The following is a 13,464-nucleotide window of genomic DNA, read 5'->3' on the forward strand; positions in this document are numbered from 1 at the left end:
AAGTCATAGATACGATTGTGATTAAAATCACAAATTTTCTTTAAAAATGTAACAAAAAGTGACAAAATGTGATTGAGATCACAAAATAAAAAAAGCCGATGAAATTCATCGACTTTGAGATCACTACTTTTATATTATTTATTTACATGATAACAACTTAATGATAGATCGCTACTAATATTAATGGCCCGATAAAAGAAGACACAATCGCACTGATTGTTAATGCTAATGATCCCATCGAGACCGCGATTTCTCCATGTTCTAACGCTTTAGCTGTTCCCAGTGCATGGGATGAGACACCTAGCGCAATGCCGACACTAATCGCATTTTTAACCCGAAATAATTTCAGGCAACCAAGCCCCAAAATAACCCCTGTAAAGCCAGCAATCATTACAAAGACAGAAGTAAGCGAAGCTTCTCCACCTAAATTATTCGAAATTTGAAGAGCGACAGGTGTCGTAACAGACTTAGGAATAATAGAAATAATATAAGGTTCACTGAATCCCAATACCAAAGCCATCCCCACTCCGCTCAGCATTCCTACGACAACACCAATTAATGAACTTCCCAGAATAGATAACCCGTACTGCTTGAACAAATGTCGTTGTCGATACAGCGGATAAGCTAAAGCTACCACAGCAGGCCCCATTAATTTACTGATCCATTCTCCACCGATCATATAAGTAGAATACGAAGTATGCGTAAGTAGTAAAATAACAACAATCATAAAAGTGGTTGTTAGTACAGGAATTAGAATTGATATCCGTACATGTTTGTACAATAGACTAGCTACAACATATAACGCCAACGTCATCACAATCATTAATAAAGCTATACCTATATTCATTTGTGCTGATCTCTACTTTCATAGATCAATTTGTGTTCAGGTATAAGAGCAGGCGATTGTGCATTAGATTTGGATCGATCAGCCAGTGTAATAAACCACTGCGCTACAAAACCTGTAATGCCGATCGTAAACAATGTACTAATAACAACAATTAGAATCAATAATAGTCCTTTACCTGCAAATAAATCGAGATGCTCTATAACTCCTACTGTCGCCGGGATAAAAAACAACGGTAAATAGAACAGCAAAGTATTGGCTCCTGTCTGAATCCACTTTTCAGGAAAAACATTTAACATTAATAAAGCAAATAACAACAACATTCCTAGCACACTGCCCGGTATAAACAAATGAAAATATTGCTGAATTAACGTTCCAATTATGTAAAATAGGTATAATACAGCAATTTGAAGCACCATTTTAATAATCTTCATACGTATAGCTCTCCTTTGTCTTTCACTCTCTATCTCTATATCTCTTTTGGTGTAAAACCTCTCCAAGTTTTACCCTTATAGCAAGATCACATCAAAAAGATCATCCTCTTCTTTTTAAGAGTGATGATCTTTTGTGATGTAAAATCTTATCTTACCTGACACATATAAGCGTTATGCTTTTGCAGACTTATTTTTACTTTGATTGGCTTGGCGAGCCAGCTTTTTGGCTTTTGTGTTACTTATGGCTACAGGCTCTAACGTTTCAGGTTCAGGTTCGACTTCAATTTCAAGTGCGGTCTGAACAGGAATACTATTCGGATACATTTTGCGGAATAATAAAGTCTGTACTAATAAGAACGATCCACTCACCATCCAGTATAAAGGCATCGCTGCCGGTGCACTAAATGAGAAAAATGCCATCATAATTGGAGACAAATACCCCATAATTGCAAATTGTTTTTGTTGCTCAGGTGTCATATTATACTGTGAGACTTTGGCTTGAAGCATATACAGTAATGCTACAATAATCGCCATAATCCAGTTAGGCTCTCCTAATTTGAACCACAAAAATGAATGAGAAGCCAGTTCCGGTGTAGCACGAATCGCTGTATACATACCTGATAAAATAGGCAATTGAATCAAAATAGGCAGACAACCGATATTTAATGGATTAAAGCTATGCTTTTTGTAGATCTCCATCATTTCTTGTTGTTGCTTTTGTTTGTCTTCGGTACTGGTTTTATTCTCATATTTCTTTTTGAGCTGATCAAGTTCAGGTTGCATAATGCTCATTTTACGCTTCATGCCTTGTTGACCTTTAGCTTGACGCATCATCAATGGGAATAAAGCAAACCGTACTGCCAGTGTCAAAGTAATAATAGCCAGCCCGTAACTTCCACCGAACCAAGTTGCAATATGCTGCATACTATAGGTTAATGGAAAGACAACGTAATGAGTAAAAAAGCCGGGTGTGGATGAATTGACTTCTTGTACAGATGAGGTACCGCATCCTGCTAATAATACCATCATCATTAAACCTAGTATTAAACCGTAAATACGACCTTGTTTTCCCGTAAAAGTGAATCCCTTGAATAATTGCATGTTGTTCCTCCTCGTTGATGTTGTTGCTTATGGCTCAACGAGGATAGGCAATCTCCTGCATCTTCATCAGGAGCTTCTTTACGGCGTATGATTCGTGCCAGTGTTATCGGTGTATGATGTATCGTTTTGAAAATGATCAAAGGTAGATCATAATGTCCACGAAGTTGCCGGTTACTGATCCAAAATTCGGTGATTCCGCAATACAAATGAGCAATATATCCATAACTCACTGTAATTAACAGACCAATCGAAAATAAATACGGTATCCAATCATGCATTTCAAACAAGGTATTCACCCCCTCTGACTATCATAAGATAGTTAATATGTTAATTATAACACTACTCGATCCTTTTTACATAAGACAAATTACGACAATTATAATATGATTTGACGAATAATGGATAAACATTAGAAAAAATCTGCAAATCACTCTTGTAATCGCTTTTATTATATACTACAATAAAGTTAGTTAAAGGATTGTGACCGGTTAAGCGGGCAATGCCTGAGATTATTGTAATATCATTTTGTAGAAAAATGGTATTGGAATGATTTCGGGCATTTTTTATATTTATATACATGTATTGCTGTATATTTTCTATAAAATAACCCCCGTTCATTTTAGAATTGTAGGTGGAAGATTATGATTATAGAGAAAATATTAAATAATAATGTACTACTGACCAAAAATCAAAAAGGCAAAGAAATTATTGTAATGGGTCGAGGTATTTCTTTTAATAAAGTGATTGGTGATCCGGTAGATGATACCAAAATAGATAAAATCTTTATGTTAAATGAGAACGAATTCACAGCCAAGTTAACCGAGTTGTTGAATGAGATTCCTGTCTCCCATCTAGAACTAGTCAATCAAATTGTAAATCATGCCAATGCGGTGCTAGGCACAACATTGAGCGATAATATTTATTTGACACTGACAGATCATATTCATTTTGCATTAGAGCGTTATGAGAAACAACTTCATATCAAAAATGCGTTACTTTTTGAAATTCAACGCTTTTACAAAAAGGAATACAGTGTCGGTCAAGATGCTTTACAGATGATCAAAGACAGTACTGGTATTTCATTAGGCGAAGACGAAGCTGGGTTTATCACTCTTCATATTGTAAATGCTCGTATGGATGGTAATGAAATGCAAGCTACGATCAAAATGACAGAGATCGTACAGCATGTACTCAATATCGTGACTTATCATTATGGAATTGTATTGGATGAATCGTCACTTAACTATTCTCGCTTTGTTACTCATCTGCAATATTTTGCGATGCGGTTGTTACGCAAAGAGATTCATTATAGTGGAGAAGAATTCCTTTATAATCAAGTCAAAACAGCATATAGTAAAGCATTTGAATGTGTCTCCAAAATCAATGATTATTTAGAAAAAACGTATGATCAATCATTGAGTAAAGATGAATATGTCTATCTCACTATTCATATTCACCGGGTAACCGAACGAACAACGATTGAAGAAGAACAATCATAATTAAATACATTCCATCCATTAGGATTGTGACTGGTTATGCAGGCAAAACCTAAACTGATGGTGAAAAGGACGCGCTAGTTCGCTGTCTATTTCACCACGAGTTTAGGTTTTTCTTGTTTATAAAAGAAAATAAAGAGTGCCGGCAATTTCTCTTTGTTCTTTTATTGACAGTAAAGCTTTCCTTTCACCCATGTCGGCCAACATGTCGTGAGGATCTTGTACTAATCGATGTATTTATTCATAAAGGAGCTATCAATCATGAGTAATCAAGATTTATCCAAACAAATTATTAATCTGGTCGGCGGAGAATCGAATGTCAATTCGGTATTCCATTGTGCAACACGTCTACGCTTCAGCTTAAAAGATTCCAGTAAAGCAGATAAAGCAACGCTCGAAAAAACACCGGGTGTGATTACAGTCGTCGAAAATAGCGGACAATTTCAAGTCGTTATCGGCAACTCTGTTAGTCAGGTGTACGATAAAATTATGGCGGAAACGAATTTGCAAGATGTAGAGAAATCGACTGAAGCGTCAACGACGGCTACAGATAAAGATACCAATATACTAGGTAAAGCAGTCGATATTATTTCTAGTATTTTCTCTCCTCTACTTGGAGCTTTGGCAGGTGCAGGGGTATTAAAAGGATTAGTTGCTTTATTTCTAGCACTTCACTGGCTAGATAACACATCAGGCACCTATCTTGTTCTGAATGCAGCATCAGATAGTGTATTTTATTTCTTACCGATCTTCCTAGCGGTTACATCTGCGCGTAAGTTCAAAACCAATCAGTTTGTATCGATTGCAATTGCAGGCGCGTTAGTCTATCCTACGATTTTGACAGCATTAGATAGTGGGATCAGTTTAAGCTTTCTGAATATTCCGATTGTACTGGTTAACTATACATCCAGCGTTATTCCGATTATTTTGGCAGTATGGGTACAATCGTATGTAGAACGATTTGCAAGCAAATTTATTCATGAATCTGTTAAAAATATTTTGGTGCCTATGGTGGCTTTGTTAGTTGTTATTCCTCTAACATTCCTTGTATTCGGTCCTGTAGGTCATTTAGTGAGTCAAGGATTAGCATCAGGATTCACATGGATTTATAATTTGAGCCCTATTCTAGCAGGTGGTATCGCAGGGGCATTCTGGCAAGTATTTGTTATTTTCGGCGTCCACTGGGGCTTTGTTCCGATTATGCTTGGAAATATTGCAGCTAATGGATTTGATCCAATGTTGCCGATGTTAACAGCTGCGGTTATGGCTCAAGCGGGTGCAACTTTAGGTGTATTTTTCAAATCAAGAAATAAAGATACCAAAGCATTAGCCGGTTCTTCTACACTTGCTGCAATCTTCGGGATCACTGAACCAACGATTTACGGGATTACATTGAAATTGAAAAAACCATTTATTTATGCTTGTATCGCTGGTGCTGTAGGTGGCGCAATTATCGGTGCTGGTGGCTCAAGAGCGATTGCTTTTGCTCTACCTGGTTTGCTTGCTCTTCCTACGTATATCGGTACAGGATTTGCCGCTGTTGTGATTGGACTGCTAGTTGCTTTTGTTCTAGCTGCTCTGTTGGTATATATTCTTGGATTCAAAGAAGAAGCTACAGTCGTTACAGCCAATGATGCTCCTGCTCCAACAGGAAATGCAGCTACGACTACTGCAACAACCGCTTCTGTTATTGCGAAAGAAGTTATTATTAGCCCATTACAAGGAACAACAATGCCACTAGAGTCACTTGAAGATCCAGCTTTTTCTTCCGGTGCTATGGGTAAAGGTATTGCGATAGAACCTACTTCAGGTCTACTGACTTCACCTGTAAATGGTACAGTAACGACTGTTTTCCCTACCGGACATGCGATAGGTATCACATCTAACGATGGCGCTGAAATGTTAATTCATGTCGGTATGAATACCGTTCGTTTGAAAGGTCAATTTTTTGAGAAAATGGTCAAAGAAGGCGATATCGTAGAGCAAGGACAATTGTTGCTCAAATTCGATATTGAGCAGATTCGCGCCGCTGGTTATGTTCTGTCTACACCTGTTATTGTCACCAATGCAGCTAGTTATCTAGATGTACTCAAAACATCTGAATCCGAAGTCAACAATCAAGACTATCTATTAACCGCTGTTGTCTAAGATTCACGTTAGATTTATGGCAGGTGCTTGAAAACGCTATTCTTGTGTATTACAATAAGAAAAGATAAATAAATAACTCAGGATTGTGACTGGTCATGCAGGCAAAACCTAAATGGATGATGTAAAGGTACTCTTACGTGGAGACTTCCTTTCATTTTCTGTTTAGGTTTTTGTTGTTTTATAGGGTATTTTCGCCTGATCATCATAATTCTCAATTATAATTTTATACTCTATGACGAAAGAGGTAATGAACATGACGAATGTACAACAAGGATTTCCTAAAGACTTCTTATGGGGCGGAGCAACCGCAGCGAACCAACTAGAAGGCGCATATAATGTAGATGGTAAAGGTCTATCCAGTGCGGATATGATCGCTTATATTCCAAAAGAAGAACGCGGAATTACCAACCATGCTATGGAAGTTTCTTCAGAACGTATTGCACAAATTCTAAGTGGTGAATTTGAAGCACGCTTCCCTAAACGTGACGGGATCGACTTTTATCACCGTTACAAAGAAGATATTGCTTTGTTTGCAGAAATGGGCTTCAAAGTGTTCCGCCTTTCGATTCATTGGTCACGTATTTTCCCTAATGGTTATGATGAGCAACCGAATGAAGCAGGTCTTCAATTCTATGACAATGTATTCGATGAGTTGCGTAAATATAATATAGAGCCTTTGGTAACTCTTTCTCACTATGAGACTCCACTCGGTTTAACTGAAAAGTATAACGGTTGGGTAAATCGTGAAGTCGTTGATCATTTTGCTCGTTATGCAGAAACGGTATTTACTCGTTATAAAGACAAAGTAAAATACTGGTTAACGTTTAACGAAATCAACGTATTGACGATCAGTGCTTTTACAGGCGGCGGCGTTGTTATCGATCGCGAAGAAAACAAACTACAAGCAATGTATCAAGCGTTGCATCACCAATTTGTAGCTAGTTCTATCGCTACTAAATTGTGTCACGAAATTATTCCGGGTTCTCAAATCGGTTGTATGTTAGCTCGTATGGAGACATATCCGTTCAGCAGTAATCCAGCAGATATTCGCCAGGCACAACATGATAACCAGATGAACCTATTCTTCACTGATGTTCATGCACGTGGTGAATATCCAAGATTCATGAACCGTTATTTTGCTGAAAATAATATCGTGATTCAAAAAGAAGATGGCGATGATGAAATTCTTAAAAAATATACTGTCGATTATATTTCCTTTAGCTACTACATGTCGATCACTGTAACTACAGGAGCAGATGGTGACAAAGCGGCTGGTAACTTATTCGGCGGTGTAAAAAATCCTTATTTGGAAGCTTCAGATTGGGGATGGCAGATCGACCCAATCGGTCTACGTGTAACATTGAACAACTTCTATGATCGTTACCAAAAACCATTATTTATCGTTGAAAATGGTCTGGGTGCATTTGATAAAGTAGAAGAAGATGGTTCTATCCATGATACGTATCGTATCGAATACTTGCGCAAACATATCGAGCAAATGCGTGAAGCAATTGCCGACGGTGTAGAATTGATGGGTTACACAAGCTGGGGCCCTATCGACCTTGTAAGTATGTCTACTTCTGAAATGTCTAAACGTTATGGATTTATCTATGTTGATCAAGATGACGATGGTAATGGTACACTCAAACGTTCCAAAAAAGATTCTTTCGAGTGGTACAAAAATGTAATTGCTACGAATGGAGCAGAACTGTAAAACAGCAACACACTTCATATGGTACTATGATTGCACTCTTTCTGAGCGATTAGCTGACTAGATCATCAATCTTCAGGTAACTAACAAGAAAGAGTGTGACAAAGTCATAAAAAAGACGTATCTTCTCTGCATAGAGGATACGTCTTTTTTTATATGCAAATATACTTTTACGTGTGACGGGCTAACATTCGTTCGCTAACGACCGCATCACATTCATGACTATTGCGATCGGGATTTTGCGCTGTTTCCATATAATGTTCAATCGTATATTCCAAAAAACGCTGGGTTTCCAGTAATTGCGTAATACTGTCCTGTACTTTAAGATGATGTTCTTTAAGTATCTGTAATCTTGTATCTAATGTACTGTCACCGGTGACTGCTAATTCCCGATACTGCTTCATCTGTTCTAACGTCATCCCTGTTGCTTTCAAGCGGGTCAAAAAGATAATCCCTTGAATTTGCTGCTTATTATACGTTCGATGTCCATTCGGCTGACGATCTGCATAAGGCAATAACCCCAATTTTTCGTAATACCGAATCGTGTCTTCGCTTAGACCTGTTAATTCAGAAGCCTGTTTAATCGTTGTATATTGTTCAGTATTATCGATTGTACTCATATTGTGATCTCCTTGATGTAGATTGGATATTACCAAGGAACAATTCCATTTTCATCAAAAAATTGTCCTGTTGGTCCATTTTCATCTAATGTAGCAAGTTTTACAATAATCGTAGCTGCTTGCTCTACCGAACGAGGCCCTGTATTACCATTAAAGTCAGTAGCCGTATATCCTGGATCAGCAGCATTGATTTTGAGTGCGGTATCTTTAAATTCTTTGGCAAACATCACAGTTACTGCGTTCAAACTTGCTTTGGAACTAGAATAAGCGAGTCCGTTAAACGCTGCATATTCATAATTAGGATCGCTGTTCTGAGTCAGTGAGCCCAGTCCACTGGATACATTGACGATACGTCCTGCTGAAGATTTTTGTAATAAAGGCAACAATTGTTGTGTTAATTCAACGACGGCGAATACGTTAGTATCGTACACCTTGCGCATATTTTCTACTTTATATTGACTAGGTGGCGACATCTCGTCGATTGACACACCTGCATTATTTATCAATACATCTAATGATCCTGATTGTTGTTCGATCTGATGAACAGCAGATTGGATTGTTGAAGAATCAGTAACATCTAATAATACAAAATGGGCTTCTATTCCTTGTTGTAACAATTGATCCACAGCCGTCTGTCCACGAGACTCATCACGAGCTCCTATAAATACAATATACCCTTGACGACCTAATTGTTGTGCCGTCTCATAACCAATTCCTTTATTAGCTCCTGTAATTAAAACTGTTTTAGCATGACTCATGAATGTAGCCTCTTTTCTGATTTAGATTAATTGTGCTACATCTACTGTACAACTTGGAGTATACTCCAAGTCAATCATATCTTTTGGAAAATGAATATTTTAAAGCCTATTAGAAAAAGAAAATTAGATATTGATGAATCTTCTGTTCTCGTTTTACCGTTTATACTTTAGCAGATTTTTCGCTGGCTGAACGACGATTTAGCATAGCTCGCACCCAGAATATCACTTCAATAACTAGCAATACACTTATAATCCATACTCCGCTATTCAAAATCCAATGATGAAGCTTTATCACCCACTCCAGTTGTGTATAGGGATGATCCAACATACTCAAACGCATAGTGAACAAATAGAACATACCCAATGTAAACAAGCGCGTCCACTGTACTATATTGTAAATACCTATACCATAACGCCAACCTTTGTCTACAATACGCTGCACCGCACGAATCAATTCGATCACTTCGACTACTAGTAATATCGTAAATGTAATCCACCACAAAAAGATAAGAGCTGTAGTAGACCAGATATGACTCGCTTGAACAGCTACACCTGTAATAGCCAGTGCTCCATACAAAATACAATTAGTATCTGTCCAATCTTGAACCATATGATCACGATGATACCAGTATCGGTATACAATCAATACCAGACTGAATAGGTAAAAGATTAACCCTAGTATAATCATGATCTGATTAATCCATGATGGTATATCGCTTGTTGCATAGACTTGATTTAACATGAGTACAATAGACTGGGTGGATACGGTAGATAATAATATTGTACCATGTACACGTTTGATCTGAGATTGATGTATGATTTGATACCATCCTAGACACATTACATATAATACCAACAACCACAATCCTATATTGAATATAGCCATTATACGAATACTTGCTTGTACCCAAGATATATCAAAGGATGCATGAATTGCAATCAATAAGGTAGATGTTGCTGCTACCCATGTTCCCATCGCAAAGCGCATAACAGGATCAGCCAGATGCTCTTGAACAAAGCGACCACGACGAATGGAGCGAATATAATGTATGAATAAATAGATCCATATACAGGCAGTTATAATGACGAAGCAACGTGTCGATAGACTATCTGGACTTTGTCCTGATAGATCATGCCATACTCCTTGTATAAAAATACCAAGCGCCATAACAATGCTACCTGCCGCAGTTGGAGCGACAGGTAGTGTCCTTTTGCTACTCCATGCAATCGAAGCTACAACCATACAGCACAGTAGCAAAATAATAACCATAATGAATCTCCTTTATCGATTATTCCATGTATTCATATTCCTTGTTCGATATTCATCCAATATCAAAACGCTATTCACTATTAACATAACGTAGTTATGCTCGACCTCGTTGCGGAATATACGGTGGAATCGGTGTATTTAACACTGAGATTGGTACTTCTAATCTCTGCCCCATCTGAATATCATAAGGGGTAGTAAGACGGTTCGCTTGTAACAGATGCTCTACTGTCATATTGTATTGTTCTGCAATATAATCAGCCGATTCTTCTCCTATTACAATATGCTCTTTGCGCAACTTCTCTATCCGACAAGCAGCTTGCTTAAATGTAGGCTGTTTGGATAAAGGATCGGTAAAATCAGCCGTTAGTTCGTTAGCAGCCTGATTGCCTTCCCAACTCCCATAATGAAACGGAACAAAGACTAATCCTTTTTGTACAGATTTCCCAATACGTGCAGGCACTTCAATCCATCCACGAGGGGATTGAATCCGAACTACTTCTCCTTGCACAATAGACATCGCTTTGGCATCTTCTTCATGTATTTCTACATAACCATGGGGAGCAGCCATTTGTAAATGTGGAGCACGAGCTGTTTTGGTACGGGTATGCCAGTGCCAGACTAATCGCCCTGTTGTCAGCCACATTGGATAATCTTTATTGGGCTGTTCTGTTGGTGGTAGATAGCGCGTCGCATGCAGAATAGCACGACCATTAGCTTCTTTTTTGACAAATTCATCATGAGACAACGGACGACCACTGAACTGGTCTTTCGTATAGCTTTGAGCATAATCTGCATAAGTCGGGAACTTGTAATCACTATATAATCGCGGTGTTCCTTCTGGATGTTGGTCATTGGTAGGCCAGCGTAATCCGTTATGTTGTTCTAGCTTATCGTAAGTCATCCCTGTCATATCACATGGACGACCGCTCGATACTTTTTTCCATTCTTCAAAACACTCTTCAGGTGTAGAGTAACCAATTAACGGCTGACCGTCTTTATCTTTTAATTCCATCCGCCGGGCAAAATCCAACAAAATCTCTAGATCGCTTTTGACCCCTTTAGGTGGTTCGACGGCTTTACGCAAAATATTAATAGTACGATCAGCATTTTCCATCGTGCCTTCTTTTTCTCCCCATAAGGCTACAGGTAAAATAACGTCTGCTACTTTAGCTGTTTCTGTCAAAAAAGGATCTTGTACTACTACAAAGATTTTTTCTAATGCTTGACGTGCACGACGACGGTTCGGCAGTGACACCATCGGATTAGTACCTATATTCCAAAAAAATGTAACTTTCCCCTGCTCGATCATATCGATCTGCTCTTCTATTCCTTTTTCCGGCCCTGTTGGTAATGTATGTGGTTCTACATTCCATAAGTCCGCCATTTCTTCAATATGCTTGGGATTCATAGGATTACGTTGCGCAGGATAAGTACCTACACCACCAGCAGTTCGATTCGCAGATGAACTTGGCTGTCCTGCCATATGTAAAGGACCACAGCCAGGCTTACCAATAAGCCCGCGAAGCAAGTGCATATTGTTAATAGCTACACAAGCAGTCGTTGCATCTGCACTTTGAAAAGTACCTTGCAATGTTGTTGTTACCATAGATGAAGTCTGACCAATCACACGCCCAGCTTCTTCTAGTTGCTCTACAGGAATACCTGTGACTTCAGAAGCACGTTCCGGTGTCCAATCTTGAACTGCCGCTGCCATCTCATCATAACCGATAGTGTATTGATCAATAAATGAACGATCTACATAACCGTCTCGAATCAATATATGGGTTAGTCCATTTAATAATGCTACATTGGTACCGGGGCGAAGTTGTAAATGCAAATCAGCATTACGAGCTGTTAATGTAAGACGTGGATCAACAACGATAATATAAGGATTACCTTCACGCTCTTTACGTTGCATAATACGTTCATGCAAGACGGTGCCAGTCTCAGCAACATTATGTCCGAATAACATCAATGTCTCTGTTATATCTACATCGTCAAAAGAAGCTGGTGTCCCATCTGCTCCAAAAGATTGCAACAAACAAAATTCTGTTGTTGCTGTACAAAGACGTGTGTTCGCATCTAACAGATGAGTATGCAGTCCTGCACGACCCATTTTGGCAATTGTATAGTAATCTTCTAGATATCCTTGACCGGTTGAATAAATCGCTATACTATTACCACCTTGATCTGCTATCGATTGACGTGCTTTGGCAACGATGAGTTCCATCGCTTCTTCCCAGCTTGCTGGTTCCAATTGTCCATCGCTATTGCGAATCAATGGTGTTAATAATCGGTCTGTACTATTATTGGCATACCACTGATTTTCACCTTTAGGTCCTAATCTTCCACGATTAATGGGATGATTACCATTACCTTTGATACCGACAATCTGATTGTCTTTGACAGCGACATGACAGCCACAACCAATCGAGCAAATATTACATGTACTGTATACCCAACGATCAATTTCGCCTTGCGAATATACATTCATATCTATACGTTCGCCTTGCCAGCTCATGCTTGCACCCCCAGATAAAAAGATGGAATCAGATATTTAATAGCCGCTTCACCGTAATGTTGTTTCATCAGATCGGCTATCTTGTTAAGCTGTTCTCGAATACTACGATATAACGATTCAATCTCTTCAACATATTCAGTCTCAAAAGAAGGCATCCATTCTACCGCTCGCACCCAAGCCCGCATCGTCGGCTCACTCACTTCATTATTTTGATAAATAATAGCTAAATGAGGACGAATTTCGTCTAATTCAGGTGGATGGGATAAATTATCAGATGCATCATCTTTCTGTTGTATTGCTATTAACTTATCCATTGCTTCTCGCTGTTCATTAGTTGTATAGCGAATCAATTCGATAAGTGGATGTTGCATAGATTCTGTTTTGGCTAATATTTGATCAATATCTTCAGATATTTTTTCTAGATGTATTGTTAAAAAGTTCATTATTTCCCTCCATCATGATATGGCTTTGCTTGCCTTTTTAAAATAATATTTGCTTAATTTCTTTATTATTACCCACAATCATTGATCTATCTTCCGATCTATATGTAAATTTTTATAA

At 38.3% G+C, this 13,464-nt stretch carries 12 protein-coding genes; 3 read left to right on the forward strand and 9 right to left on the reverse strand.

Translation table 11 applies throughout. The annotated features are described in order from the left end of the window. Positions 1-157 precede the first annotated feature (157 nt). The 4 genes from QE450_RS09385 to QE450_RS09400 form a co-directional block, all read right to left on the reverse strand. Entirely contained in the window at positions 158-847 is a 690-nt protein-coding gene (locus QE450_RS09385) for an LrgB family protein (protein ID WP_273612558.1), read from the reverse strand. Beyond that, positions 844-1,278: a CidA/LrgA family protein gene (locus QE450_RS09390; RefSeq protein WP_307298776.1), complete on the reverse strand. Its 435-nt coding sequence runs from the start codon at positions 1,276-1,278 to the stop codon at positions 844-846. The genes QE450_RS09385 and QE450_RS09390 overlap by 4 nt, the downstream gene beginning before the upstream one ends. A 171-nt stretch (positions 1,279-1,449) precedes the next feature. Then, the gene (gene yidC, locus QE450_RS09395) at positions 1,450-2,379 is read right to left on the reverse strand and encodes a membrane protein insertase YidC (protein ID WP_301262455.1); all 930 of its coding nucleotides are present in this window, start codon (positions 2,377-2,379) and stop codon (positions 1,450-1,452) included. Continuing rightward, positions 2,322-2,666, reverse strand: a complete 345-nt coding sequence (locus tag QE450_RS09400; RefSeq protein ID WP_273612561.1) for a hypothetical protein — start codon at positions 2,664-2,666, stop codon at positions 2,322-2,324. The genes yidC and QE450_RS09400 overlap by 58 nt, the downstream gene beginning before the upstream one ends. A gap of 354 nt (positions 2,667-3,020) precedes the next feature. On the opposite strand from QE450_RS09400, the gene licT reads away from it, so the two are divergent. The 3 genes from licT (at position 3,021) to QE450_RS09415 (ending at position 7,737) form a co-directional block, all read left to right on the forward strand. Beyond that, the gene (licT, locus tag QE450_RS09405) at positions 3,021-3,878 is read left to right on the forward strand and encodes a BglG family transcription antiterminator LicT (protein WP_273612562.1); all 858 of its coding nucleotides are present in this window, start codon (positions 3,021-3,023) and stop codon (positions 3,876-3,878) included. A 258-nt stretch (positions 3,879-4,136) separates the two neighbouring features. After that, positions 4,137-6,023, forward strand: coding sequence for a beta-glucoside-specific PTS transporter subunit IIABC (locus QE450_RS09410; RefSeq protein WP_274172761.1), 1,887 nt, complete (start codon positions 4,137-4,139; stop codon positions 6,021-6,023). A 253-nt stretch (positions 6,024-6,276) separates the two neighbouring features. Then, the gene (locus QE450_RS09415; RefSeq protein ID WP_307298781.1) at positions 6,277-7,737 is read left to right on the forward strand and encodes a glycoside hydrolase family 1 protein; all 1,461 of its coding nucleotides are present in this window, start codon (positions 6,277-6,279) and stop codon (positions 7,735-7,737) included. Between the two features lie 167 nt (positions 7,738-7,904). On the opposite strand, the gene QE450_RS09420 is transcribed toward QE450_RS09415, so the two are convergent. The 5 genes from QE450_RS09420 to QE450_RS09440 all read right to left on the reverse strand — a co-directional run bounded on the left by QE450_RS09420 (position 7,905) and on the right by QE450_RS09440 (position 13,346). After that, positions 7,905-8,354 carry a MerR family transcriptional regulator gene (locus tag QE450_RS09420; RefSeq protein WP_307298783.1) on the reverse strand — a complete coding sequence of 150 codons (450 nt, stop codon included), beginning with the start codon at positions 8,352-8,354 and terminating at the stop codon, positions 7,905-7,907. Between the two features lie 29 nt (positions 8,355-8,383). Then, entirely contained in the window at positions 8,384-9,112 is a 729-nt protein-coding gene (locus tag QE450_RS09425) for an SDR family oxidoreductase (protein ID WP_273612565.1), read from the reverse strand. A gap of 160 nt (positions 9,113-9,272) precedes the next feature. After that, positions 9,273-10,382, reverse strand: a complete 1,110-nt coding sequence (locus tag QE450_RS09430) for an SLAC1 family transporter (RefSeq protein WP_307298785.1) — start codon at positions 10,380-10,382, stop codon at positions 9,273-9,275. Positions 10,383-10,476: 94 nt separating this feature from the next. After that, complete coding sequence (locus QE450_RS09435; RefSeq protein WP_307298787.1) at positions 10,477-12,903, reverse strand: molybdopterin-dependent oxidoreductase; 2,427 nt, start codon at positions 12,901-12,903, stop codon at positions 10,477-10,479. Then, the gene (locus QE450_RS09440) at positions 12,900-13,346 is read right to left on the reverse strand and encodes a hypothetical protein (protein WP_307298789.1); all 447 of its coding nucleotides are present in this window, start codon (positions 13,344-13,346) and stop codon (positions 12,900-12,902) included. Before QE450_RS09440 ends, QE450_RS09435 begins: the two co-directional genes overlap by 4 nt. Between the last annotated feature and the right edge of the window lie 118 nt (positions 13,347-13,464).

The organism is Paenibacillus sp. SORGH_AS_0306 (assembly GCF_030819345.1).
In the GTDB taxonomy this organism is placed as follows: Bacteria; Bacillota; Bacilli; order Paenibacillales; family Paenibacillaceae; genus Saccharibacillus; species Saccharibacillus kyungheensis.

What these genes read in the sequence shown, in the direction of transcription:
- QE450_RS09385 (WP_273612558.1), bottom strand. Translation starts at nt 847, where the DNA reads ATGAATATAGGTATAGCTTTATTAATGATTGTGATGACGTTGGCGTTA.
- QE450_RS09420 (WP_307298783.1), bottom strand. Translation starts at nt 8,354, where the DNA reads ATGAGTACAATCGATAATACTGAACAATATACAACGATTAAACAGGCT.
- QE450_RS09390 (WP_307298776.1), bottom strand. Translation starts at nt 1,278, where the DNA reads ATGAAGATTATTAAAATGGTGCTTCAAATTGCTGTATTATACCTATTT.
- QE450_RS09430 (WP_307298785.1), bottom strand. Translation starts at nt 10,382, where the DNA reads ATGGTTATTATTTTGCTACTGTGCTGTATGGTTGTAGCTTCGATTGCA.
- QE450_RS09410 (WP_274172761.1), top strand. Translation starts at nt 4,137, where the DNA reads ATGAGTAATCAAGATTTATCCAAACAAATTATTAATCTGGTCGGCGGA.
- QE450_RS09435 (WP_307298787.1), bottom strand. Translation starts at nt 12,903, where the DNA reads ATGAGCTGGCAAGGCGAACGTATAGATATGAATGTATATTCGCAAGGC.
- yidC (WP_301262455.1), bottom strand. Translation starts at nt 2,379, where the DNA reads ATGCAATTATTCAAGGGATTCACTTTTACGGGAAAACAAGGTCGTATT.
- licT (WP_273612562.1), top strand. Translation starts at nt 3,021, where the DNA reads ATGATTATAGAGAAAATATTAAATAATAATGTACTACTGACCAAAAAT.
- QE450_RS09425 (WP_273612565.1), bottom strand. Translation starts at nt 9,112, where the DNA reads ATGAGTCATGCTAAAACAGTTTTAATTACAGGAGCTAATAAAGGAATT.
- QE450_RS09415 (WP_307298781.1), top strand. Translation starts at nt 6,277, where the DNA reads ATGACGAATGTACAACAAGGATTTCCTAAAGACTTCTTATGGGGCGGA.
- QE450_RS09440 (WP_307298789.1), bottom strand. Translation starts at nt 13,346, where the DNA reads ATGAACTTTTTAACAATACATCTAGAAAAAATATCTGAAGATATTGAT.